Here is a 22,240-nt window from a genome sequence, read left to right on the forward strand (position 1 = left end):
CGGTGTGTGGACGCCGTGCTTTGAAGCCGTGTTCGCAGGTGCCCTATGGCCGCCGGCCCCGTCTTACGGGCCCAAGCGCCTCTTCAGGCAATTCTCCCCGCCATCCTTCCCGCTCCAGCGTGCTTGTGACAACACAACAAGGTGCGGCCTGCCGCCGTTTCCGCCCTCGCGACTGACAACCGCGAGGCGTCGGCAGCAGAGTCGCCTGGAGTCGTTCATGAAACGCATGCTGTTCAATGCGACGCAGCAGGAGGAGCTGCGCGTCGCCATCGTCGATGGGCAAAAGCTCATCGACATCGACATCGAGACCGCCGGGCGCGAACAACGCAAAGGCAATATCTACAAAGGTGTCATCACCCGTATCGAGCCGTCGCTCGAAGCGTGCTTCGTCAACTACGGCGAAGACCGCCACGGCTTCCTGCCGTTCAAGGAAGTCGCCCGCCAGTACTTCAAGGAAGGCATCGACATGCGCTCCGCGCGCATTCAGGATGCCCTGCGCGAAGGCCAGGAGCTGATCGTCCAGGTCGAGAAGGAAGAACGCGGCAACAAGGGCGCCGCCCTGACGACGTTCATCTCGCTCGCCGGCCGCTATCTGGTGCTGATGCCGAACAACCCGCGCGGCGGCGGCGTGTCGCGCCGGATCGAAGGCGACGAGCGCCAGGAGCTGCGCGAAACCATGGCGCAGCTGCAGATTCCGGACGGCATGAGCATGATCGCCCGTACCGCGGGCATCGGCCGTAGCGCCGAGGAACTGCAGTGGGACCTGAACTACCTGCTGCAACTGTGGCGCGCGATCGAAGCGGCGTCGCAAAGCGGTAATTCCGGCCAGCCGATGCTGATCTATCTGGAATCGAGCCTCGTGATCCGCGCGATCCGGGACTATTTCCAGCCCGATATCGGCGAAATCCTGATCGACACGACCGAGATCCACGATCAGGCCCGTGCGTTCATGGACATCGTGATGCCGGACAACGTGTCGAAGGTGAAGCGCTACCACGACGACGTGCCGCTGTTCTCGCGCTTCCAGATCGAACACCAGATCGAGACCGCGTACTCGCGCACGGTGCCGCTGCCGTCGGGCGGCGCGATCGTGATCGACCACACCGAAGCACTCGTCGCGATCGACGTGAACTCGGCGCGCGCGACCAAGGGCGCGGACATCGAGGAAACGGCGACCCGCACGAACCTCGAAGCGGCGGACGAAGTGGCCCGCCAGCTGCGCCTGCGTGACCTCGGCGGCCTGATCGTGATCGACTTCATCGACATGGAGTCGGCCAAGAGCCAGCGCGAAGTCGAGCAACGCCTGAAGGACGCGCTCAAGCATGACCGCGCCCGCGTGCAGATGGGCAAGATCTCGCGCTTCGGCCTGATGGAACTGTCGCGCCAGCGCCTGCGTCCGGCCCTGTCGGAAGGCAGCCATGTGACGTGCCCGCGCTGTAACGGCACCGGCCACATCCGCGACACCGAATCGTCCGCGCTGCAGGTCCTGCGGATCATTCAGGAAGAAGCGATGAAGGAAAACACCGCGGCGATCCACTGCCAGGTGCCGGTCGAGGTGACCGCCTTCCTGCTCAACGAAAAGCGTCAGGAAATCAACAAGATCGAGTCGCGCTTCAAGGTCGGCATCGTGCTGATCCCGAACAAGCACCTCGATACGCCGCACTACAAGCTCGAGCGCCTGCGCCATGACGACGCACGCCTCGACGATCCGCGCGCGTCCTGGAAGATGGCCGAGGAAGCCGCCCGCGAACTGGAGTCGGAAACCGGCTACAGCAAGCGCACAGCCGACGTGAAGCCGAAGCAGGAAGCAGCGGTCAAGGGCATCACGCCCGAGCGGCCGGCGCCGAGCCCGGCACCGCAGCGCCCGGTCGAGCCGGTTGCGGCCCCTGCCCCGGTCGCCGTGGCAAGCGGCGGCTTCGTCGGCTGGCTGAAGGGCCTGTTCGGCATGTCGCCTGCGCCGGCACCCGCGCCGGTTGCACCGGCACCGGTGAAGGAACAGGCTGCCCGCCCGGCCCGTGAACGGACCGAGAAGTCGGACCAGCGCGGCGGCGATCGCAACCGCAACCGTCGCGGCGGCACCCAGCAGGCTCAGGGTGGTCGCGACCAGGCTGCAGCAGGCCGTGGCCAGCCGCAACGTCAGGAACGCGAAGGCAAGGAAGTACGCGAGCAGCGTGAACCGCGCGAAGGTCGTGAACTGCGCGAAGGCCGTGAACCGCGTGAGGGTCGCGAGCCGCGCGAAGCTCGCGAACCGCGTGAAAACCGCGAGCCCCGTGAGGGCCGTGGTCCGCGTGAAGGCCGCGAACCGCGCGAGCCGCGTGAAAACCGTGAGCCGCGTGAACCGCGCGAGAACCGCGAGCCGCGCGAACGCGCCGAGCAGCCGGAAGCCGCCGACGCAGCCGGCCGTGGCGAGCGTCGCGAACGCGGCGAACGCCGCAAGCCGACGCAGCATGCTGCCACGCTCGAAACCGTCAACCGTGGCGAGAACCACCCGGAGTCGGAAGCCGACGAAGCAGCCGCAAACGCCCTGCCGGGCGCCGATGTGGCTGCCGATGCGGAAGCCGGCGCACGTGACGGCGAAGAACGTCGCCGCCGCCGCCGCGGCCGCCGTGGCGGTCGTCGCGAACGCGAGGACGAAGGCGCAGTCGTCGAACAGGGCCTGCACGGCGAAGCCGCCGAGCAGGCCGTGACGACGGAAGCGTCGCCCGCGATCGAGCCGACCCATACGGCCGCACCGGTCGCCGTTGCAGCCGTTGCCGCAGCAGGCGCCGCCGCTGCCGAAGCAGCAGTCGAGCAGCGTGCCGAACCGGTCGCACAGGTCGCGGTCGAGCCGCAGCCGGCACCGGTTCGCGTCGAAGCGACGCCGGTTGCGCCGGTCGAGCCCGCCGTGGTCGCGCAGGCCGCCGAACCGGCACCGGTCGCACCGGCCGCCGCTGAGGAAGCCGGCCCGGCCCCGGTCGCAGTTTCGCCGACCGACGCGTTCGAAGTGCCGGCCGCACCGGCTGCCGTCGAAGCGCCGCATTCCGCGCCCGTCGAGCAGCCCGCACCGGCACCGGTCGTTGCAACCGAAGTCGCTCCGGCAGTTGTCGAACCGGCGCACGTCGAACCGGTTCATGTCGAAGCCGCACCGGTCGAAGCGGTTGCCGCACCGGCCGCGACGCCTGCGCAACCGGCCGCAGCGCCCGCTTCGGCGAACCTCGACGTCGTGCTGGAACAAGCCGGCCTCGTGTGGGTGAACACGGACGCCGACAAGTTCCGCGCAGCGCAGGAAGCCGCGTCGCGTCTGCCGCGCACGGCTCGTGTGCCGCGTGAGCGCAAAACGCTGCCGCCGGTCGACTCGGCCCCGATGCAGCAGGTCGAGACGTCGCACCACTAAGCGGCACATCGCCCGCTCCGAAAAAGCCCGCCTCCGGCGGGCTTTTTCATTTTCGCGCTGCGGGTTTCCGCCCACCGGCCCGGCGAGCCGCTTGCGGCTAAAATAGAGGTCTGGCTCGCACTTCTTCCAACATGTCCCGACGCATCATTCCTCTCGCCGACGTCAGCGGGATGCCGGATATCTCCGGCGTCGCGCACACCCCTGACGGTGCCCTGGCCGACACGTTCGCCAGGCCGCTGCGCGATCTGCGCATTTCGGTGACGGATCGCTGCAACTTCCGCTGCGTGTACTGCATGCCGCGCGACGTGTTCGACAAGGACTACCCGTTCCTGCCGCACAGCGCGCTGCTCACGCATGAGGAGATCGAGCGCGTGGCGCGGCTCTTCGTCGCACATGGCGTCGAAAAGATCCGCATCACGGGCGGCGAGCCTCTGCTGCGCAAGAACCTCGAATTCCTGATCGAACGCCTCGCACGCCTGACGACCCACGACGGTCGCCCGCTCGACCTGACGCTGACGACCAACGGCTCGCTGCTCGCCCGCAAGGCGCGCGCGCTGAAGGACGCCGGGCTCACGCGCGTGACGGTCAGCCTCGACGCGCTCGACGACACGCTGTTCAAACGCATGAACGACGCCGACTTCGCGAGCGCCGACGTCCTCGACGGCATCTTCGCCGCGCAGGCCGCGGGCCTCGCGCCGGTGAAGGTCAACATGGTCGTGAAGCGCGGCACCAACGACGGCGAGATCCTGCCGATGGCCGAGCGCTTTCGCGGCACCGGCGTGATCCTGCGCTTCATCGAATACATGGATGTCGGCACCTCGAACGGCTGGAACATGACCGAAGTGCTGCCGTCCGCGGACGTCATCGCGCAGATCGCCGAACGATTCCCCCTGGTGCCGCTCGAGCCGCACACGGCGGCCGAAACCGCGCAGCGCTGGGGCTATGCGGACGGCAGCGGCGAGATCGGCGTGATCTCGAGCGTCACGCAGGCATTCTGCGGCGACTGCACGCGCGCGCGGCTGTCGACCGAAGGCAAGCTGTACCTGTGCCTGTTCGCGTCGGGAGGCCACGATCTGCGCGCACTGGTGCGCGGCGGCGCAAGCGACGCCGAGATCGCGACCGCGATTGCCCGGATCTGGCAGGCCCGCACCGACCGCTATTCGCAACTGCGCGGCAGCGCGGCCGGCGACATCGCACCCTACGGCGACGGCAAGCGCGTCGAAATGTCCTACATCGGCGGCTGAGCGCGCCGCCCGTCCCCGATTTTCCCGACGATGCCCGCTTCCGACTCGCCCTCCATCACCGGCCTGCTGCTCGCAGGCGGGCGCGCGACGCGCATGGACGGCGCCGACAAGGGCCTGCAGTTGCTCGACGGTACGCCGCTCGCGCTGCACGTGCTGCGCCGGCTGTCGCCGCAGGTCGACGAGACGCTGATCAGCGCCAATCGCAACGCCGATCGCTACGCCGAGCTCGGTGCGCCGTTCGACGCGCGCATCGTGCCGGACGCAACACCCGATTTCCCCGGCCCGCTCGCGGGCCTGCTTGCCGGCATGCGGGCCGCCCGCACGCCGCTCGTCGCGTGCTCGCCCTGCGACACGCCGTATTTGCCGGCCGACCTCGTCGCGCGGTTGCGCGCGGCGCTCGACGCGCAACAGGCCGACATCGCGATGGCGGTAACCGTCGACGCGCAGCAAACGCGCTCGCCGCAACCGACCTTCGCGCTGCTGCGCACGTCGCTCGCCGACGATCTTGCCGCCGGGCTCGCGGCCGGCGAGCGCAAGGTGCGTGCGTGGTACGCACGCCACAAGACGGTCGAAGTCGAGTTTCGCGACGAGCGTGCGTTTTACAATGCCAACTCTTGGCAGGAACTCGCCGCGCTCGCCCGCCGCTGACGGCACCGGTATCGTTCCCGCCCGCCGCATGCGCCTGCGCGCTCAGGCACCCTCTTCGCGCCACCGGCCACGAACCCGATACGCCTTGCGGCGCAGTCCGACTGATGATCAAGCCACCCCCGCCCGTTTCCCGAACCGCACCCGATTCCGATGCCCCGCTGTCGCTTGCCGACGCGCAGGCGCTCGCGTGCCGTTTCGCGGTACCGGTCGAGGCTTGCGACACGGTATCGCTGCACGCTGCGCTCGACCGCGTGCTCGCGGCCGACGTGAATGCGCCGTTCGACATTCCCGCGTACGACAACTCGGCGATGGACGGCTATGCGTTCGACGGCAGCGCAGGCGCGCCCGCATCGCCCGGCGACGTCACGCTGACGATCGCCGGCACCGCATTCGCCGGCCATCCGTTCGACGGCACCGCGGCGGCCGGGACGTGCATCCGGATCATGACCGGCGCGCCGATGCCGGCTGGATGCGACACGGTCATCCCACAGGAACGCGTCAAGGTCGACGGCGATGTCGTCCGCTTCGCCGCGCACGACGTCGCGCGCGGCGCAAACTGCCGCAAGGCCGGCGAGGACCTCGCGCGCGGCGCGTGCGCGCTCGCCGCCGGCCGCATCCTGCGTCCGTCCGATCTCGGCCTGCTTGCATCGTTCGGCCTGACCGAAGTCACGGTACGCCGCCGCGTGCGCGTCGCTGTGTTCTCGACCGGCGACGAACTGCGCGAACCCGGCGAACCGCTCGGCCGCGGCACGCTGTACGACAGCAATCGCGGGATGCTGGTCGCGATGCTCGAACGGCTGCACATCGATGCCGTCGATCTCGGGATCGTCCGCGACGATCCGGCCGCGCTCGAACGCGCGTTAAGCGACGCGGTCGCCGCACAGGCCGACGCGGTGATCACGTCGGGCGGCGTGTCGGTCGGCGAAGCCGACTTCACGCGCGACGTGATGGCACGCCTCGGCGACGTCACGTTCGCGAGCCTTGCGCTGCGGCCCGGCCGGCCGCTCGCGTGCGGTACGCTCGCGCGCGCGGCCGACGCCGCCGGCCACGTGCTGTTCTTCGGGCTGCCCGGCAATCCGGTCGCATCCGCCGTGACGTTCTACGCCATCGTGCGCCCCGCGCTGCTGACGCTGGCCGGTGCGCAGGCAACGCCGCCTGCGCTGTACCCGGCACTCAGCACCCAGGCACTGAAAAAGCGCCCGGGCCGCACCGAATACCTGCGGGCCATCGCGACGCGCGCCGCCGACGGCCAGTGGCACGTCGCGCCTGCCGGTTCGCAGAGCTCCGCGTCGCTGAGCGGCCTCGCGGCCGCCAACTGTTTCATCGTCCTGGGCCACGATACCGCGGCAGTCGACGCGGGCGCCCCGGTCGACATCCTGCCGCTCGACGGCCTGATCTGAATTCCAATCGGTATATCTCTACGGGGGCAATCCGCACATGAAAAAACAAATTTCGTCGATCGCCGCGGGGCAGACCGCAAAGGCGCTGATCCTCGTCTATCTGACGTTCAGCGTGCCGATCGTGCTGCTCGGCATCCTGGTCGCGTACATCCGCTACGGGATGGTCGAACTGAGCACGATCCTGAGCGCGTTGCTGCTGAACGCGATCCTCGGCTTCGTGCTGCTGTGGATCGCATGCCACGCGTACAACTGGGTCGCATCGCGCTTCGGCGGCATCGAGATCGTGCTGTCCGATCCGCCGGAGGAAGCATGAGCGGCACGCCGCTGATCCGGGCAGCCGACGCGCGTGATGTCGGCGCAATCCTCGCGCTGATGCGCGAGCTGGCCGACTTCGAGAAACTTGCGCACCTGTTCGTCGCGACCGACACCGACCTGGCCGACGCGCTGTTCGGCGAACGGCCCGCCGCCGAGGCGCTCGTCGCCGAGCGCGACGGCGCGATCGTCGCGTATGCGCTGTTCTTCCACAACTATTCGACGTTCCTCGGCCGTCGCGGCCTCTATCTCGAGGATCTGTACGTGCAGCCGTCGCAGCGCGGCACGGGGCTCGGTACCGCGATGCTGCGGCACCTCGCGGCGCTGGCCGTCGAGCGTGGCTGCGGTCGCTTCGAATGGTCGGTACTCGACTGGAACCAGCCGGCGATCGATTTCTACGAGAAGATGGGCGCGACCGTGCTGCCGGAATGGCGCATCGTGCGCGTGACGGGCGACGCACTGGACACGCTCGCCGGTAGCTGAGCACGGCCCGGCCAAGCCGGGCGACGTTACAAAAGAAAACGGGCGCCGCGGCGCCCGTTCTCGTTCCAGCCGGTTGCGGCCACGCACGTCATGCGTCGTCCGCATCTGCGCCGTCCGCGCCTTCCGCGCCGAGCAACCCGGCCGCCGTGTCGCCCGGCAACGCCTCGACCTGCTTCAGCTTGCGGTTCATCACGCGGGTGCGCTGCTCGGCCGCCTCGATCGAGCGCGTGACCGTTTCGAGCTGCGCCTTCGTGCGCGCGAGCACGTCGCCGAACTTGCCGAACTCCGTCTTCACCGCGCCGAGCACCTGCCACACTTCGCTCGAACGCTGCTCGATCGCGAGCGTGCGGAACCCCATCTGCAGACTGTTCAGCAGCGCGGTGAGTGTCGTCGGTCCGGCCACCGTCACGCGATAGTCGCGCTGCAGCAGGTCCGTGAGCCCCGGGCGACGCAGGATCTCCGCGTAGAGCCCCTCGGTCGGCAGGAACAGCAGCGCGAAATCGGTCGTATGCGGCGGCGCGACGTACTTCTCGGCAATCGTGCGCGCCTCCATCCGTACACGCGTTTCGAGCGCGCGTGCAGCCTCCTCGACCGCCGCCGAATCGGCGCGCTCCTGCGCATCGATCAGCCGCTCGTAATCCTCGCGCGGAAATTTCGCGTCGATCGGCAGCCACACCGGCGGCGCGTCACGCGTGCCGGCCTCGCGCCCCGGCAACCGGATCGCGAACTCGACGCGTTCGCTGCTCTTCGGCACCGTCGCGACATTTTTCGCGTACTGGTCCGGCGTAAGCATCTGTTCGAGCAGCGCCTCGAGCTGCACCTCGCCCCAGGTGCCGCGCGTCTTCACGTTGGTCAGCACCTTCTTCAGGTCGCCGACACCGGCCGCGAGCGTCTGCATCTCGCCGAGCCCGCGGTGCACCTGCTCGAGCCGGTCCGACACGAGCTTGAACGACTCGCCGAGCCGCTGTTCAAGCGTCGCATGCAGTTTCTCGTCGACAGTGCGCCGCATCTCCTCGAGCTTCGCCGCGTTGTTCGTCTCGATTTCCTTCAACCGCTGTTCGAGCGTCGCGCGCACTTCGCCGATCCGTCGGTCGTTTGCTTCGGTCAACTGCGTGAGCTGCCGGTTCAGCGTGTCGCCGAACAGTCGCAGCGCGACCGTCTGCTCTTCGCGCGCCTGCTGCGACTGACGCTGCACGCTTTCACGCATCGCGTCGAACTGCTGCGCGTTGCCGGCGACGAGCTTGCCGAGCTGCTGCGCGAACCCCTCGATCTGGTTGTTCTGCACGGTCGCGATGCTCGTCAGCTGCGTCGCGAGCGTCTGCTGAAGCTGCGAGAAATTGCCGGCCAGCTCGGTACGCGAGCCGCGCGCGTTCTCGACGATCTCGCCGCGCAACTCGCGTTCGAGCCGCTCGACCGCGCGCGCCTGCGCGTGCGCGGCATCCTCGATCTGGTCGCCGAGCACGGCGGCATCGTCGTGACTGCCGCCGCCGCGCACGATCACGACGACCGCCACCGCCAGCGCGACGGCCAGCACGACGACCGCCGCCAGCAACAACGTCGTCGTCATGCGCGCGGCTTCCCGATCATGTCCGGGTTGATCGGATTCGGCGGCCGCCCCGCACGCGGCCCTTCACCCAGTGCGGCAATCAGGTTGTCGGCGGCGAGGTTCGCCATCGCGCGACGCGTCTTTTCGGTCGCGCTCGCAATGTGCGGCGTCAGCACGACGTTCGGCACCTCGAGCAGCGCAGGATGCACGCTCGGCTCGCCTTCATACACGTCGAGGCCCGCCGCGGCGATCGTCCCGTCGCGCAGCGCAGCGGCCAGCGCCGCGTCGTCGACGATGCCGCCGCGCGCGATGTTGGTCAGCGTCGCGGTGGGCTTCATCTGTGCGAGTTCGGCCGCGCCGATCGTGTGATGGTTCTCCTTCGTATAAGGCAGCACCAGCACGACGTGATCGGCTCGCGACAGCAGCGCTTCCTTCGACACGTATTCGGCATTCAGTTCTGCCTCGATTTCGGGTGCGACCCGCGAGCGGTTGTGATAGATCACCTGCATCCCGAAACCGCGCGCACGGCGCGCGAGCGCCTGACCGATGCGCCCCATCCCGATGACACCCAGCGTCGACCCGTAAATGTCGCTGCCGAGGAAACCGTCGTACGCCCACTTCTGCCAGTGCCCGGCCCGCAGCCAGTGCTCGGATTCGGCGATTCGCCGCGCAGCGGCCATCATCAGCGCCCAGCCGAAATCCGCGGTCGATTCGTTCAGCACGTCGGGCGTGTTGGTGCCGAGCACGTTCGCGGCATTGAACGCGGCCATGTCGAAGTTGTTGTAACCGACCGCCATGTTCGACACGACGCGCAGGCGCGGCGCCGCCGCGAGCGTGGCCGCGCCGACCGGATCGCCGGCCGTGAGCGCGCCGTCCTTGTCGGCAAGACGCGCGGCGAGCACGTCGGCGGCGAGCGCGTCGCCGTTGTTCCAGTCGACTTCGAAATACTGCTTGAGCCGCTCGATCACGTCCGGAAAAATCGGACGTGCGACCAGGATCTTCTGCATCGTCATCTCCACATGCCGCAGCCGGAACGCGGCACGCCGTGTGCCGCCGGGACCGCCCGCGCTTGGTTGAAAATCGTCAGCCCTACGCCGTGAAAAAGATCCACGACGTCAGCAGAAACACCGGCGTCAGTACGACCAGCGACCAGCCGAGATACGCAAAGAAGCTCGGCATCTTCACGCCGCGCGATTCCGCGATCGCCTTCACCATGAAATTCGGCGCATTGCCGATGTAGCTGTTCGCGCCCATGAATACGGCCCCCGCGGAAATCGCGGCGAGCGTCGTCGCGCCGGTCGTCATCAGCGACTGCGCGTCGCCGCCCGCGAGATTGAAGAACACGAGGTAGGTCGGCGCGTTGTCGAGGAACGACGACAGCAGGCCCGTCGCCCAGAAGTACATCGCGTCGATCGGCTTGCCGTCGGGGCCCGTGACGAGATGGACGATCTGCGCGAACGCGCCGTCGGCACCCGCGCGCAGGATCACGATCACGGGCGCGATCGTCACGAAGATCCCCGCGAACAGCTTCGCGACCTCTTCGATCGGCGCCCAGTTGAACGCGTTGCCCTCGCGCGCCGAACGCGGCGTCAGCGCGAGCGACGCGAGCGCCACGATGACGAGCGCGATGTCGCGCACGAGGTTCTGCAGCGCGACGTGCGTGCCCCACACGTCGAACGTGACGCCGGGCTTCCAGATACCGCTCATCAGCACGAGGCCGATCACGGCCGCGAGCAGCACGAAGTTGATCTTGCCGTCGATCGACAGCGCCGCGCCGTCGGGCGTCGGGTCGAGCGCATCCGGCCGCTCCTCGCCGCCCTTCCGGTAGAAGTACGTGTCGAGCACGAAGAACAGCGTCAGCAGCACCGCGCAGATGAACAGCATCGGCAGCGCGAGATGCGTGGTCGTCCAGAAGAAGCTCACGCCGTTCAGAAACCCGAGGAACAGCGGCGGATCGCCGAGCGGCGACAGCGAGCCGCCCGCGTTCGCGACGAGAAAGATGAAGAAGATCACGACGTGCACGACATGCTTGCGGTTGTCGTTCGCGCGCAGCAGCGGCCGGATCAGCAGCATCGCGGCGCCCGTCGTGCCCATCACGCTCGCGAGCAGCGTGCCGAGCGCGAGGATCACCGTGTTCAGCTTCGGCGTGCCGTGCAGGTTGCCGTTCACGCAGATGCCCCCGGCCACCGTGTAAAGCGCGGTCAGCAGCACGATGAACGGGATGTATTCCTCGAGCAGCGCATGCACCAACGTACCGAACGCGGTGCCCGCGCCGAACGCGAGCGCGAACGGCGCCAGGAACGCGACGGCCCACGCGGCGGCGATCTTGCCGAAGTGGTGATGCCAGAACACCGGGGCGACGAGCGGGAACACGGCGATGGACAGCAGGATCCCGGCGAACGGGATACCCCAGAGCGCGGACAGCGTGGCACCGTCGAGCGTGGCGGCCGATGCGAGCGCGGGAGCGGCGCCAAGCGCGGCTCCCGACGCCATGCCCGCCCAGGCGGCATGTCGTTTCATGCAGAACTTCCTTGTACGAATGGCAGTGGGTACAGCGGACGCGTCACGCGCCCCGCACGACGATCGCGTGAACGCGGTACGGGCCGTGTGCGCCCAGCACGATGGTCTGCTCGATGTCGCCGGTGCGCGACGGGCCCGACACGAAATTGACCGCGCGCGGCAATTCGCCCCGCTCCGCGCGAATCAGCGCGAATGCGTCTTCATGGCCGGCGACGATCCGCGACGCCGGCACGATCGCGATGTGGGTTTCCGGCAGCAGGCCGGCCGACGCATAGGTGTCGGGGCCGGACAACAGCACCAGCGATCCCGTTTCGGCGGTCGCGCAGAAGCAGCCCGTCAGGCCGACGAGATCGCCGTCGCGCGGCTTGCGGCACTCGACCGACAGGCCGGCACCGGCCCAGTCGAGCTCGGACAGCGTGCGCCATGCGACGGCCTGCATCGGCAGGCCATGAGCGGAAAGATAGCGGGCAGCGGCAGCGGGCGCGTCGGCGAGCGTCGCGACTTCGTCGACCGTCGTCGACAGACGCGCGGCTTCGTCGACGAACGCGGCGGCGAGGTCGGCCGGCATCGGCGGACGCGGCCCCTCGGGATGACGGGCGAGATAGTCGGCGACGCCTTCGCGCTCCGTTGCATCGGGTTCGCCCGTGCGTCCCTGCGCCGCGCGAATGCGCGCGAGGATCTGGCGACGGGCAGCGGAAGTGTCCATGAACGGTCCTCGTGACGTTGGCGTGCGATACCGTCGAATTATACCGGCGGCCACCGCCGCGACGCACCTGCCCGTTCGGCCGATGCCTACTTCGACGCGTCGTCGTCGGCCGGCTGTGCGATGCCGAACACCTGGCGCAGATAGGCGAGATACGCCTTGTCGTCGCACATGCTCTTGCCCGGCGAATCCGACAGCTTGGCGACCGGCTGCCCGTTGCAGCGAACCATCTTGATCACGATCTGCAGCGGCACGTAGCCGAGATCGTTCGTGAGGTTGGTGCCGACGCCGAACGCGAGCTTGCAGCGGCTGCGGAACCGTTCGTACAGCTGCATGACCTTCGGGATGTCGAGCGCGTCGGAGAACACGAGCACCTTGGTGCGCGGGTCGCAGCGGTTCGCTTCGTAGTGATGCAGCATGCGCTCGCCCCAGTCGAACGGATCGCCCGAGTCGTGACGCGCGCCGTCGAACAGCTTGCAGAAGTACATGTCGAAGTCGTTCAGGAACGCATCCATCCCGTAGACGTCCGACAGCGCGATCCCGAGGTCGCCGCGGTATTCCTTCGCCCACATCTCGAAACCGTAGGTCTGCGAATCGCGCAGCCGCGGGCCGAGCGCCTGGCATGCCTGCAGGTATTCGTGCGCCATCGTGCCGAGCGGCGTCAGGTCGTGCTTCATCGCGTAGAACACGTTGCTCGTGCCCGCGAATTGCGGCCCGAGCCCGTCGCGCAGCGTCAGCGCGACCTCCTCGTGCCACACCTTCGAGAAGCGCCGGCGCGTGCCGTAGTCGGCGATCTTGCAGTCGGCGAACTCGGGTTTCGCGCCGAGCAGCTTGACCTTCTCGCGCAGCCGCTCGCGGCCTTCGCGATAGTCGGGCTCGCGCTGCGTGTTGCGGAAATAGACTTCGTTGACGATCGCCAGCACCGGGATCTCGAACAGGATCGTGTGCAGCCACGGCCCGACGATCTCGATGTCGATCTCGCCGTTGCCCTTCGGCGAAGGCGTGATCGAGATGTACTTCTCGTTCAGGTGGAACAGCGCCAGGAAGTCGACGAAGTCGCTCTTGATGAAGCGCATGCGCCGCAGGTAGTCGAGCTCGTCGTCGGTGAAGCGTAGCGAACAGAGGCCGCGCACCTCGTCGCGAATCTCGTCGATATACGGCACGAGATCGACGCCGGGCGTGCGGCACCGAAACCGGTATTCGACGTTTGCGGCAGGAAAGTGATGCAGGACGACCTGCATCATCGTGAACTTGTAGAGATCCGTGTCGAGCAGCGAAGTGATGATCATGATTGCGGTACCGCCAATATCGTGACCGGGCCCCGGCGCACCGCGCGCCGCCCGGTCTGTCGGCCATGTTACCCGAATGCGTGCCCGACCATCGTGAAACCCCTCCCCGCCCTCGTCGGGCTGCGCGCCGTCTGTCGCTGCCCGCCGCCGACGCCATAAACTAATCACGAAACGATATAAGCCGGAAAGCCGACCACGTCATGCGGGTTTTGCGCTTCAGTTACAATGCCGCTTTTGGCGCAAACGCCACCCCATATATACCGCCAAGCAGGAGCGTTTTAATGACTCACGTTGTGACCGAAGGCTGCATCAAGTGCAAATACACGGACTGCGTGGATGTGTGCCCGGTGGATTGCTTCCGTGAAGGTCCCAACTTTCTCGCCATCGATCCGGACGAGTGCATCGACTGCGCCGTGTGCGTCGCCGAGTGCCCGACCAATGCGATCTATGCCGAAGAAGACGTTCCGGGCGACCAGCAGCAGTTCACCGAACTGAACGCCGAGCTGGCGAAGGGCTGGCCGTCGATCACGAAGACCAAGCCGGCCCCGGCCGACGCGGACGAGTGGAAGGACGTGCAAGAGAAGCTGCACCTGCTCGAGCGCTGATCGCGCTGCGGCGCGGTGCCGAAAAATTTTTGAGCGCCTCCGCCCAAAAGTGTTGACAGGCTAGCGAACACCCCATACAATCTCGTTTCTCTGCTGTTGTTGTTTGTTCCCCGATAGCTCAGTCGGTAGAGCGCCGGACTGTTAATCCGTAGGTCCCTGGTTCGAGCCCAGGTCGGGGAGCCAAAAACATCAAGCCCGTTGAAAGTGGACGGGTTTTTTGTTGGAAACCCAACACGCAGATGTACCGATTTATTCCCCGATAGCTCAGTCGGTAGAGCGCCGGACTGTTAATCCGTAGGTCCCTGGTTCGAGCCCAGGTCGGGGAGCCAGACAATGAAAGGCCCGTCATTCGACGGGCCTTTTGTCTTTTCGGCGCCCGTCGGCCGCCGCCGCGCATGCTAGAGTCTTTGTCCCGCATTCGCACCCGGTTCCGTCGATGAAGCACCGCCTCCTTTCCGCCACGCCGTTCGCCCTGCTCTTTTCCGTCCTGACCGTCGCCCCGTTCGCGCACGCGGAGGAAGTCGGCAGCGTCAACACCCATTTCCGCGTGACGGGCTCCGATCGCGTGGTCGTCGAAGCGTACGACGATCCGCTCGTGAGCGGCGTGACCTGCTACGTGTCGCGCGCCCGCACCGGCGGGATCAAGGGCACGCTCGGCGTCGCGGAAGATCCCAGCGAAGCGTCGATCGCCTGCCGGCAGGTCGGCCCGCTCAGCTTCAAGGAACCGCTCAAGCAGCAGACCGAAGTGTTCAGCGAGCGCATGTCGTTCATCTTCAAGACGCTGCACGTCGTGCGCGTGGTCGACAAGAAGCGCAACACGCTCGTCTACCTGACCTACAGCGACCGCATCGTCAGCGGCAGCCCGAAGAACGCCGTCACCGCGGTGCCGATGCCGGCCGGCACGACGATTCCGGTCAAGTAAGCCCGCACCTGCCGGGCGCGCGAGCGATACACTGTCGATTCGACTGTTTCCGCGCCCGACCATGTCCGCCACCCGCCTTCCGGATTCCGCACGCTACTGGCGCACGCCGCTGCTGCCGGATGCGGACCTGCTCACGGCCACCTATCGCGACCATACGTTCGCGCCGCACTGGCACGACGCGTACACGATTCCGGTGATCCTCGAGGGCGCGGAGCGCTATACCTGCCGCGGCAGCGGCCATGTCGCCGAAACCGGCACCGTGCCGGTGATCAATCCCGGCGAAGTGCACACGGGCTCGCGCGCGACCGACGAGGGCTGGTGCTATCGCGTCAGCTACGTGCCGATCGACTATATCCGCGCACTCGCGAGCGCGATCGCCGGCCGCCCGCAAGATGCGCCATGGTTCCCGTCCGGCGTGATCCGGGACCCCGATCTCGCGGCGCGCCTCGCGCTCGCGCACCGGATGATGGAAGCCGGCAGCGAACCCATGCCGCCATCCGGCTTGCACGGGCCGGCGGCCGCCGACGCTCCCGCGCCCGGGACGCCGCGCGTGTACGACCCGCTCGCCGCCGAAACGGCGATGCTCGACGCACTGTCGACGCTGATCGCACGCCATGCCGACGCACGACTGCAGCCAGCGGTGCTCGCGGCAGACGAGCCGCGCGTCGACGCGATGCGCGAACGGCTCGCGGCCGATCTCACGTGCGCGGTGACGCTCGACGATGTCGCGCAGGCAGCCGGCCTGTCGTCGTTCCACGCAGCGCGCCTGTTCACCCGTACGACCGGGATGCCGCCGCATGCGTGGCGCAACCAGTTGCGGCTGCAGCGCGCGCTCGCGCCGTTGCGCGCGGGCGTGCCCGTCGCCGATGTCGCGGCGGCAAGCGGCTTCGTCGACCAGAGCCACTTCACGCGACACTTCAAACGGATGTTCGGGGTGCCGCCCGGGCGCTGGCAGGCGCGCTGACGCAGGGGTTTCGCGCCTGTGCCGGCGCGGGGAACCGTGTCCGCAGGTCGCGCCACCGACATCGGCGGGCGCAAGAACATACAAGCCGTCACGACGCCGGCCCGCTATCCTCCGACTCATGGAGAAGCGCCCCTTGAACCCCGTCCCCTCGACCCCACCCCGCCGTCCGCTGAACGAATGGCTCGACGGTGCACGCGACACGATTCCGATGATGATCGGCGCGGCGCCGTTCGGCGTGATCTTCGGCACACTCGTCGGCGGCGGCCCGCTCGCCGCCTGGCACGGCGCGCTGATGTCGCTTGCCGTGTTCGCCGGCTCCGCGCAATTCATCGCGCTCGGCCTGATCGCCGGCAGCGCGAGCTTCGTCGTCGTGCTCGCGACGACGCTGATCGTGAACCTGCGCCACCTGCTGTACAGCGCGACGCTCGCGCCGTATGTCGCGCACCTGCCGCTGCGCTGGCGCGCAACGCTCGGCGCGCTGATGACCGACGAGGTGTTCGCGGTCGCCTATGCGCACTACCGGCACTTCCCGCCCGGCGCGATCGGCCCATACTACTTCTTCGGCTCGGGCCTCGCGATGTACCTGAACTGGCAGGTCTGGACGCTTGCGGGCATCGGCTTCGGCGCCGCGTTCCCGGGCCTCCAGTCGCTCGGTCTCGATTTCGCGATGGCGGCAACCTTCATCGCGATCGTCGTCCCGCAACTCGGCACGCTGCGCTATTTCGCGGCCGCCGCGACGGCCGGCACGCTCGCGTACTTCTGGCAGGGCTGGCCGTACAAGCTCGGGCTGCTGGGCGCCGTGGCCGCCGGCGTGACGGTCGGCGTCGCGCTCACGCTGCTGCACGCGCGCTCGCGCACCGGTTCACGCACGGAGGCCGCATCGTGAGCTACGCGCTGCTGATCCTCGGGATGGCCGTCATCACCTATGCGATCCGGACGACGCTGTTCCTGTTCGGCGAGCGTCTGACCTTTCCGCCGCTCGTGCGGACCGCGCTCGGCTTCGTGCCCGTCACCGTGCTGACCGCGATCATCGTGCCGATGGTCGTCTCGCCGCACGGCGGCACGGCCGAGCTGACCTGGCGCAATCCGCAGCTCGTCGGCGCGCTCGCCGCCGTGCTCGTGTCGGCCACGACGCGCCGGCCGCTCCTGACGATCGCAGTCGGGCTCGCGGTGTTCTTCTGCTGGCAAGGGATCGTGATGCCGCACTGGCTACCGGCGTAAGCGCGCTTTGCGGGTCGCGCTCAAGTTTGCGTGCGGCGCGCCGATATAGGGAATGAAAACCCGCCATCGGCCTCGGCGCGAACCGGTCCGTCGACGCTGCGCCCGTCCTGGTGCGTGATGCCGGCGACCTGCCCGCGCGGGCCGCCATCGAGACGATTCATGGGCCAGATCACCCTTTCCATCAAGGACGACACCGTTGCGTCCCTGCGCAAAGACTACGATGCGTTCGTGCGCGTATCGCTGAAGCTCGACCCGCAGTTCGCGACGCCGTCGTTCGAGGATTTCCTGCGCGCCAAACTGCTCGACAACATGGTGCCGCTGACCGAGCACGCGGTGCAGCGCATGCTCGAGGGCGGCCAGTACGCGTGGGCAAAACGCACGCTCGACAAGGAGTTCCCGGACGTCGTCGCGATCCTGATGCGACAGGCCGGCGAATTCGGCTTCGGTTTCGCGTCGCGCTCCGAGTGGACGCCGGACGAGCTCGCGAAGGCATGCCGCGACTGGGCCAAGGCGATCGTCGCCGAAGCGCAGAGCGACGTCTCGCTCGTCGACCCGCTCGCCGCGCAGATCAAGAGCGCGGTGCACGATATCCAGACCCTCGAGGAGATGATGCAGACGCCCGCGTGGCGGCTTGCGGAGTCGCTGCGGCAGCGCATCTACGAGGCAAAGCTCGCGTGCGAGATGAGCGTCGGCAGCGCCGCGCGCGACAAGCTCGGCGAGCTGCGCGGGCTGCTGCGGCTCGGCCTCTCGCACGGCTCGTTCCAGAAACAGGAAGCGCAGCAGATCATGGAGTACATGCGGCTCCTGAAACCCGAGATCTTCGTCGACGAACCGTACGACGTGTTCGCGCGGCTTGCCGGATGGCTGCGCAGCATCTTTACGCCGGCCGCCGCCACGCGGCGTGCGCCCGGACCGGGGCCGGAACAGCGCCGGCCATGACGGAGCGCGCCGGCGCATGAAAAACGGCCCGGATCGCGCAATGCGAACCGGGCCGCCGGATTATCGCCCTCGCGACGCGCCGTCCGGGGCGAGCGTCGCGCGGCGATGGGGCATCGCTTACTGCGTGGCGCCCTGGGCCGCGGCACCGCCCTGCACGCCTGCCGATGCACCGCCTTCGGCCGCTGCGTCGCCCACCTTCGACTTGGCCGTACCGGCATGGTGCTTGGCCGACTTCGCCGCATGCTTCGCGTGCTTCTTGGTCGAGTGAACCGCCGACGAAGCCGTATCCTTCGCGCCGTCGGCCGCCGTGCCGAGCGCGTCGGTCGCGCCGCCCGCCGCATTGCCCGATGCGTTCGCGCCGGCACCGCCTTGCACGCCTGCACCGACATCCGCAGCCGGCGCCTGCGCCTGCATGCCGGCACCCGCGCTGCCCTGGGTCGCGACGCCCGTCTGCGCGAATGCGGCCGAAGTGGCGAACGCCGTCAGCGCGGCACCGATCAACATCGTACGAATCTTGGACATGACAGTCCTCCTCAAGAAGTTGTTGGCGCGGATCGCGTCGATGCGATCCGTCGCGTCCCCTGCCGCAACATGCAGCAGGTACGACGAAAGACCTGCGGGCCGCACGGCCGGTTCTCGAATCTCTCAGACTGTTACCCACCGTTTCATTTGCTGACGAATGGCTCACAGTCCTTAACAACTGCGAGCCGCAGCCGTGCGCGCTCGCGTGCCGGCCCGCGGTGCCGTATGATGCGGGGCGACTCCTCCCGCGCATTGCGCACCCCTTTCGTCATGCCCAACCTGGATTTCACGCTGACCGGCGAATACGTCGAGTTGCACAACCTTCTCAAGATCACCGGTCTCGCGGACAGCGGCGGCACCGCGAAGATGTTCGTCGCGTCCGGCGCGGTGAAAGTCGACGGTGCGGTCGAGCTGCGCAAGACCTGCAAGATCCGCGCAGGCCAGGTCGTGCTGTTCGGCGATACGCGGATCGCGGTCCACGACGCATAGCGGTTCCCCCTGACCCCGACATGGCCATCGGTGCGCGTTCGACACGGTTTCAATAAAGCCGTAAGCTAGCTGTCTCTCAAAATAAATACAGACAGCGCGGGCCCGCACCCGCGCGAGCGCCCATTCCATGTCGCATTCCGGTCTTACGCGGACGGCCGCCGCGCCGCCGTCCCTGTCCAGTCATGCCGTCGATACCGCGCGCCTCGCCGCGCCGCTCGCGATCGCACAACTCTCGCAGATGGCGATGAGCGTCACCGACACGGTGCTGCTCGGCTCGCTCGGCCCCGGTTCGCTCGCGGCCGGCGGCCTCGGCGCGAACTTCTTCTTCGTCATCGTGACCGTGCTGCAGGGCGTGCTGTCGTCGGTGAGCGTGAGCGTCGCGCATGCGCGCGGCGCGCAGGCCGAACACCGGGTGCCGCACATCTACTGGACCGGCTTCGTGCTGTCCGTGCTGCTCGCGATTCCGGCGATCGTCGCGCTGTCGCTGTCCGAACCGATCCTGCTGATGTTCCACGAGCCGCCGCTGCTCGCGCATCACGTCGGCGAATACACCGGCGTCCTGCGCTTCGCGGCGCTCGGCAGCCTGATCGGCGTCGGGCTGATGCGCGCGTTCCTGCCCGCGATCGGCGCCGCACGGCGGCTGCTGTGGGTGTCGATCGGCGGCGTCGGCATCAACGGCGTGCTGAACTACGGGCTGATCCACGGCGCCTTCGGGTTGCCGCGGCTGGGCTTCCTCGGTTCGGCCGTCGCGACGACGATCACGATCTGGCTCACGGCGCTCGCGCTGATCTGGCTGCTGCACGGCCGCCAGCGGTTCCGCCATTTCGTGATCGCGGCGCGCCCGAAGCTGCCCGTGATGGGCGAGCTGATCGGCATCGGCTGGCCGGTGGCGATCACGTACGGGGTCGAATCGACGCTCTTTCTCGCGACGGGCCTGACCATCGGCGTGCTCGGCGCGACCTCGCTCGCTGCGCACCAGATCGCGCTGAACGTTGCGTCAGTGGCGTTCATGGTGCCGCTCGCGATCGGCCAGGCTGCCAACGTACGGGTCGGCTACTGGGTCGGCGCCGGTGCGCCGGTCGCCGCGCGGCACGCGGGCTTCGTCGCGCTCGGCCTCGGCGTCGCGTTCATGTCGCTGTCCGGTCTCGTGCTGATCGTCGCGCCGCATGCGATCGTCGGCCTGTACCTGCACCTCGACGATCCGTCGAACGTCGGCACGGTGTCGCTCGCCGCGTCGCTGCTCGGCATCGCCGCGGTGTTCCAGATCGTCGACGGGATGCAGACCGTCGCATCCGGCGCATTGCGCGGACTGAAGGACACGCGCATCCCGATGCTCGCGGCGACCTTCGGCTACTGGGGAATCGGCTTCCCGACCGGCTACTGGCTGGCCTTCCACGCGGGCCTCGGCGCCCGCGGCCTGTGGTGGGGGCTCGCGGCCGGCCTCGCGAGCGTCGCCGTGCTGATGGCATGGCGCTTCCATCTGAAGAGCGCGTCGCTCATCGCCGCGACGCGCTGAACGCAACACGACGCGAAATCGCCGCCGGCGCTATCCTTGTCTGCTGAAGATCCAGAACGCCGCCGTCCAGGCGGCGCGACTGCCCCACGATACGCCAGACGCCGCGCGACGCGCGGCCTTTCCCCTTCCCAAGAGGAGTGCATCATGAACGAAGCAGTTCGGATGGAACGCGACACGTTCGGCGAGATCGCCGTGCCGGCCGACCGGCTCTGGGGCGCGCAGACCGAGCGCTCGCTGCAGAATTTCCGGATCTCGACGGAGAAGCAGTCGCCCGAGCTGATCCACGCGCTCGCGATCGTCAAGCGCGCGGCGGCCGCGGTGAACCAGTCGCTCGGCGTGCTCGCCGACGACAAGGCACGCGCGATCATCGACACGGCCGACGAAATCATCGCCGGCAAGCATCCGCGTGAATTCCCGCTCGCCGTCTGGCAGACGGGCTCCGGCACGCAGACCAACATGAACCTCAACGAGGTGATCGCGAACCGCGCGAGCGAGCTGATGGGCGGCGAGCGCGGCGAAGCGCGCAAGGTGCACCCGAACGACGACGTGAACCGCGGCCAGTCGTCGAACGACGTGTTCCCGACCGCGATGCACATCGCGGCCGCGTACGCGATCGTCAATCACCTGCTGCCCGCGCTACGCACGCTGCGCACGACGCTCGATGCGAAGTCGAAGGCATTCGCCGACATCGTGAAGATCGGCCGCACGCACCTGCAGGACGCGACGCCGCTCACGCTCGGCCAGGAATTTTCCGGCTACGTCGCGCAACTCGACCAGGGCATCCGGCACCTCGAATCGACGCTGCCGCACCTGTACGAACTCGCGCTGGGCGGCACCGCGGTCGGCACCGGGCTGAACGCGCATCCGGAATTCGCGGTGCGCGTCGCCGACGAGATCGGCCGGCTGACCAAGCTGCCGTTCGTGACGGCACCGAGCAAGTTCGAGGTGATGGCGGCCGCCGACGCTCTGGTGTTCGCGCACGGCGCGCTGAAGACCGTCGCGGCCAGCCTGATGAAGATCGCCAACGACGTCCGCTGGCTCGCGAGCGGGCCGCGCTGCGGGCTCGGCGAGCTGTCGATTCCGGAAAACGAGCCGGGCAGCTCGATCATGCCGGGCAAGGTGAATCCGACGCAGTCGGAAGCCGTGACGATGCTGTGCTGCCAGGTGTTCGGCAACGACGTCGCGGTCAACGTCGGCGGCGCAAGCGGCAATTTCGAGCTGAACGTGTTCCGGCCGATGATCGCGCACAACGTGCTGCAATCGGTGCGGCTGCTCGCCGACGGCGCGCAGAGCTTCAACGACCACTGCGCGGTGGGCATCGAGCCGAACCGCGCGCGCATCGACCTGCTGCTGAACGAATCGCTGATGCTGGTGACGGCGCTCAACCCGCACATCGGCTACGACAAGGCCGCGCAGATCGCGAAGAAGGCGCACAAGGAAGGCACGACGCTGAAGGCCGCCGCACTCGCGCTCGGCTACCTGACCGAGGCGGAATTCGATGCGTGGGTGCGACCCGAGCAGATGATCGGATCGCGGTAATCGCG

Annotated in this window: 22 protein-coding genes and 2 tRNA genes; 17 read left to right on the plus strand and 7 right to left on the minus strand. The window is 68.0% G+C overall.

Features of this window, described 5'->3' with window-relative positions:
- The first annotated feature begins 217 nt into the window (after positions 1–217).
- The 6 genes from BX604_RS02040 to BX604_RS02065 all read left to right on the plus strand — a co-directional run bounded on the left by BX604_RS02040 (position 218) and on the right by BX604_RS02065 (position 7,460).
- Positions 218–3,373, plus strand: a complete 3,156-nt coding sequence (locus tag BX604_RS02040; protein ID WP_098549350.1) for an Rne/Rng family ribonuclease — start codon at positions 218–220, stop codon at positions 3,371–3,373.
- Between the two features lie 131 nt (positions 3,374–3,504).
- A complete protein-coding gene (gene moaA, locus BX604_RS02045; protein WP_098549351.1) occupies positions 3,505–4,617 on the plus strand; it encodes a GTP 3',8-cyclase MoaA in 1,113 nt (370 codons plus the stop codon).
- 30 nt (positions 4,618–4,647) lie between these two features.
- Positions 4,648–5,265 carry a molybdenum cofactor guanylyltransferase MobA gene (gene mobA, locus BX604_RS02050; protein WP_098549352.1) on the plus strand — a complete coding sequence of 206 codons (618 nt, stop codon included), beginning with the start codon at positions 4,648–4,650 and terminating at the stop codon, positions 5,263–5,265.
- Positions 5,266–5,369: 104 nt separating this feature from the next.
- Entirely contained in the window at positions 5,370–6,665 is a 1,296-nt protein-coding gene (moeA, locus tag BX604_RS02055; RefSeq protein WP_098549353.1) for a molybdopterin molybdotransferase MoeA, read from the plus strand.
- Positions 6,666–6,702: 37 nt separating this feature from the next.
- Entirely contained in the window at positions 6,703–6,978 is a 276-nt protein-coding gene (locus BX604_RS02060) for a hypothetical protein (protein WP_006476519.1), read from the plus strand.
- Positions 6,975–7,460: a GNAT family N-acetyltransferase gene (locus tag BX604_RS02065; protein ID WP_098549354.1), complete on the plus strand. Its 486-nt coding sequence runs from the start codon at positions 6,975–6,977 to the stop codon at positions 7,458–7,460. Before BX604_RS02060 ends, BX604_RS02065 begins: the two co-directional genes overlap by 4 nt.
- Before the next feature lie 88 nt (positions 7,461–7,548).
- Here BX604_RS02065 and BX604_RS02070 read toward each other — a convergent pair whose 3' ends face one another.
- The 5 genes from BX604_RS02070 to pncB all read right to left on the minus strand — a co-directional run bounded on the left by BX604_RS02070 (position 7,549) and on the right by pncB (position 13,518).
- Positions 7,549–9,027: a DNA recombination protein RmuC gene (locus BX604_RS02070; RefSeq protein ID WP_098549355.1), complete on the minus strand. Its 1,479-nt coding sequence runs from the start codon at positions 9,025–9,027 to the stop codon at positions 7,549–7,551.
- Complete coding sequence (locus BX604_RS02075) at positions 9,024–10,013, minus strand: 2-hydroxyacid dehydrogenase (protein ID WP_098552672.1); 990 nt, start codon at positions 10,011–10,013, stop codon at positions 9,024–9,026. The genes BX604_RS02070 and BX604_RS02075 overlap by 4 nt, the downstream gene beginning before the upstream one ends.
- Before the next feature lie 82 nt (positions 10,014–10,095).
- Positions 10,096–11,526, minus strand: coding sequence for a sodium:proton antiporter (locus BX604_RS02080; protein WP_098549356.1), 1,431 nt, complete (start codon positions 11,524–11,526; stop codon positions 10,096–10,098).
- Between the two features lie 43 nt (positions 11,527–11,569).
- Positions 11,570–12,232, minus strand: a complete 663-nt coding sequence (locus BX604_RS02085) for a LutC/YkgG family protein (RefSeq protein WP_098549357.1) — start codon at positions 12,230–12,232, stop codon at positions 11,570–11,572.
- 86 nt (positions 12,233–12,318) lie between these two features.
- A complete protein-coding gene (gene pncB / locus BX604_RS02090) occupies positions 12,319–13,518 on the minus strand; it encodes a nicotinate phosphoribosyltransferase (RefSeq protein ID WP_098549358.1) in 1,200 nt (399 codons plus the stop codon).
- A 281-nt stretch (positions 13,519–13,799) separates the two neighbouring features.
- Between pncB and fdxA the strand changes: the two genes are divergently transcribed.
- The 7 genes from fdxA (at position 13,800) to BX604_RS02130 (ending at position 17,230) form a co-directional block, all read left to right on the plus strand.
- Entirely contained in the window at positions 13,800–14,123 is a 324-nt protein-coding gene (fdxA, locus tag BX604_RS02100) for a ferredoxin FdxA (protein ID WP_059235411.1), read from the plus strand.
- 107 nt (positions 14,124–14,230) lie between these two features.
- A tRNA-Asn gene (locus tag BX604_RS02105) sits at positions 14,231–14,306 on the plus strand.
- Between the two features lie 70 nt (positions 14,307–14,376).
- A tRNA-Asn gene (locus BX604_RS02110) sits at positions 14,377–14,452 on the plus strand.
- Positions 14,453–14,559: 107 nt separating this feature from the next.
- Positions 14,560–15,045 (plus strand): CreA family protein, encoded by a 486-nt coding sequence (locus BX604_RS02115; RefSeq protein ID WP_098549359.1) that lies wholly within the window; start codon positions 14,560–14,562, stop codon positions 15,043–15,045.
- Between the two features lie 61 nt (positions 15,046–15,106).
- Positions 15,107–16,009 (plus strand): AraC family transcriptional regulator, encoded by a 903-nt coding sequence (locus BX604_RS02120; RefSeq protein ID WP_098549360.1) that lies wholly within the window; start codon positions 15,107–15,109, stop codon positions 16,007–16,009.
- Positions 16,010–16,127: 118 nt separating this feature from the next.
- Entirely contained in the window at positions 16,128–16,895 is a 768-nt protein-coding gene (locus BX604_RS02125) for an AzlC family ABC transporter permease (protein ID WP_098549361.1), read from the plus strand.
- Entirely contained in the window at positions 16,892–17,230 is a 339-nt protein-coding gene (locus tag BX604_RS02130; protein ID WP_098549362.1) for an AzlD domain-containing protein, read from the plus strand. Before BX604_RS02125 ends, BX604_RS02130 begins: the two co-directional genes overlap by 4 nt.
- Positions 17,231–17,250: 20 nt before the next feature.
- Here BX604_RS02130 and BX604_RS38870 read toward each other — a convergent pair whose 3' ends face one another.
- Positions 17,251–17,391, minus strand: a complete 141-nt coding sequence (locus BX604_RS38870) for a hypothetical protein (protein WP_175776578.1) — start codon at positions 17,389–17,391, stop codon at positions 17,251–17,253.
- Between BX604_RS38870 and BX604_RS02135 the strand changes: the two genes are divergently transcribed.
- Positions 17,390–18,169: a DUF4088 family protein gene (locus tag BX604_RS02135; RefSeq protein ID WP_098549363.1), complete on the plus strand. Its 780-nt coding sequence runs from the start codon at positions 17,390–17,392 to the stop codon at positions 18,167–18,169. The two genes, BX604_RS38870 and BX604_RS02135, sit on opposite strands and share 2 nt — an antisense overlap.
- Positions 18,170–18,286: 117 nt before the next feature.
- Here BX604_RS02135 and BX604_RS02140 read toward each other — a convergent pair whose 3' ends face one another.
- Positions 18,287–18,691 (minus strand): hypothetical protein, encoded by a 405-nt coding sequence (locus BX604_RS02140; RefSeq protein ID WP_098549364.1) that lies wholly within the window; start codon positions 18,689–18,691, stop codon positions 18,287–18,289.
- Between the two features lie 270 nt (positions 18,692–18,961).
- Between BX604_RS02140 and BX604_RS02145 the strand changes: the two genes are divergently transcribed.
- The 3 genes from BX604_RS02145 to fumC all read left to right on the plus strand — a co-directional run bounded on the left by BX604_RS02145 (position 18,962) and on the right by fumC (position 22,235).
- On the plus strand, positions 18,962–19,180 hold the full coding sequence (locus BX604_RS02145) for an RNA-binding S4 domain-containing protein (protein ID WP_014897685.1): 219 nt from the start codon (positions 18,962–18,964) through the stop codon (positions 19,178–19,180).
- A gap of 127 nt (positions 19,181–19,307) precedes the next feature.
- Positions 19,308–20,696 (plus strand): multidrug efflux MATE transporter NorM, encoded by a 1,389-nt coding sequence (gene norM / locus BX604_RS02150; protein WP_098549365.1) that lies wholly within the window; start codon positions 19,308–19,310, stop codon positions 20,694–20,696.
- Between the two features lie 144 nt (positions 20,697–20,840).
- Complete coding sequence (gene fumC, locus BX604_RS02155) at positions 20,841–22,235, plus strand: class II fumarate hydratase (protein WP_098549366.1); 1,395 nt, start codon at positions 20,841–20,843, stop codon at positions 22,233–22,235.
- The last annotated feature ends 5 nt before the right edge of the window (positions 22,236–22,240 follow it).

Origin of the sequence: Burkholderia sp. JKS000303 (genome assembly GCF_002563755.1) — a bacterium.
Taxonomy (GTDB): Bacteria; Pseudomonadota; Gammaproteobacteria; order Burkholderiales; family Burkholderiaceae; genus Burkholderia; species Burkholderia anthina_B.

What these genes read in the sequence shown, in the direction of transcription:
- BX604_RS02040 (WP_098549350.1), top strand. Translation starts at nt 218, where the DNA reads ATGAAACGCATGCTGTTCAATGCGACGCAGCAGGAGGAGCTGCGCGTC.
- moaA (WP_098549351.1), top strand. Translation starts at nt 3,505, where the DNA reads ATGTCCCGACGCATCATTCCTCTCGCCGACGTCAGCGGGATGCCGGAT.
- mobA (WP_098549352.1), top strand. Translation starts at nt 4,648, where the DNA reads ATGCCCGCTTCCGACTCGCCCTCCATCACCGGCCTGCTGCTCGCAGGC.
- moeA (WP_098549353.1), top strand. Translation starts at nt 5,370, where the DNA reads ATGATCAAGCCACCCCCGCCCGTTTCCCGAACCGCACCCGATTCCGAT.
- BX604_RS02060 (WP_006476519.1), top strand. Translation starts at nt 6,703, where the DNA reads ATGAAAAAACAAATTTCGTCGATCGCCGCGGGGCAGACCGCAAAGGCG.
- BX604_RS02065 (WP_098549354.1), top strand. Translation starts at nt 6,975, where the DNA reads ATGAGCGGCACGCCGCTGATCCGGGCAGCCGACGCGCGTGATGTCGGC.
- BX604_RS02070 (WP_098549355.1), bottom strand. Translation starts at nt 9,027, where the DNA reads ATGACGACGACGTTGTTGCTGGCGGCGGTCGTCGTGCTGGCCGTCGCG.
- BX604_RS02075 (WP_098552672.1), bottom strand. Translation starts at nt 10,013, where the DNA reads ATGCAGAAGATCCTGGTCGCACGTCCGATTTTTCCGGACGTGATCGAG.
- BX604_RS02080 (WP_098549356.1), bottom strand. Translation starts at nt 11,526, where the DNA reads ATGAAACGACATGCCGCCTGGGCGGGCATGGCGTCGGGAGCCGCGCTT.
- BX604_RS02085 (WP_098549357.1), bottom strand. Translation starts at nt 12,232, where the DNA reads ATGGACACTTCCGCTGCCCGTCGCCAGATCCTCGCGCGCATTCGCGCG.
- pncB (WP_098549358.1), bottom strand. Translation starts at nt 13,518, where the DNA reads ATGATCATCACTTCGCTGCTCGACACGGATCTCTACAAGTTCACGATG.
- fdxA (WP_059235411.1), top strand. Translation starts at nt 13,800, where the DNA reads ATGACTCACGTTGTGACCGAAGGCTGCATCAAGTGCAAATACACGGAC.
- BX604_RS02115 (WP_098549359.1), top strand. Translation starts at nt 14,560, where the DNA reads ATGAAGCACCGCCTCCTTTCCGCCACGCCGTTCGCCCTGCTCTTTTCC.
- BX604_RS02120 (WP_098549360.1), top strand. Translation starts at nt 15,107, where the DNA reads ATGTCCGCCACCCGCCTTCCGGATTCCGCACGCTACTGGCGCACGCCG.
- BX604_RS02125 (WP_098549361.1), top strand. Translation starts at nt 16,128, where the DNA reads ATGGAGAAGCGCCCCTTGAACCCCGTCCCCTCGACCCCACCCCGCCGT.
- BX604_RS02135 (WP_098549363.1), top strand. Translation starts at nt 17,390, where the DNA reads ATGGGCCAGATCACCCTTTCCATCAAGGACGACACCGTTGCGTCCCTG.
- BX604_RS38870 (WP_175776578.1), bottom strand. Translation starts at nt 17,391, where the DNA reads ATGAATCGTCTCGATGGCGGCCCGCGCGGGCAGGTCGCCGGCATCACG.
- BX604_RS02140 (WP_098549364.1), bottom strand. Translation starts at nt 18,691, where the DNA reads ATGTCCAAGATTCGTACGATGTTGATCGGTGCCGCGCTGACGGCGTTC.
- BX604_RS02145 (WP_014897685.1), top strand. Translation starts at nt 18,962, where the DNA reads ATGCCCAACCTGGATTTCACGCTGACCGGCGAATACGTCGAGTTGCAC.
- norM (WP_098549365.1), top strand. Translation starts at nt 19,308, where the DNA reads ATGTCGCATTCCGGTCTTACGCGGACGGCCGCCGCGCCGCCGTCCCTG.
- fumC (WP_098549366.1), top strand. Translation starts at nt 20,841, where the DNA reads ATGAACGAAGCAGTTCGGATGGAACGCGACACGTTCGGCGAGATCGCC.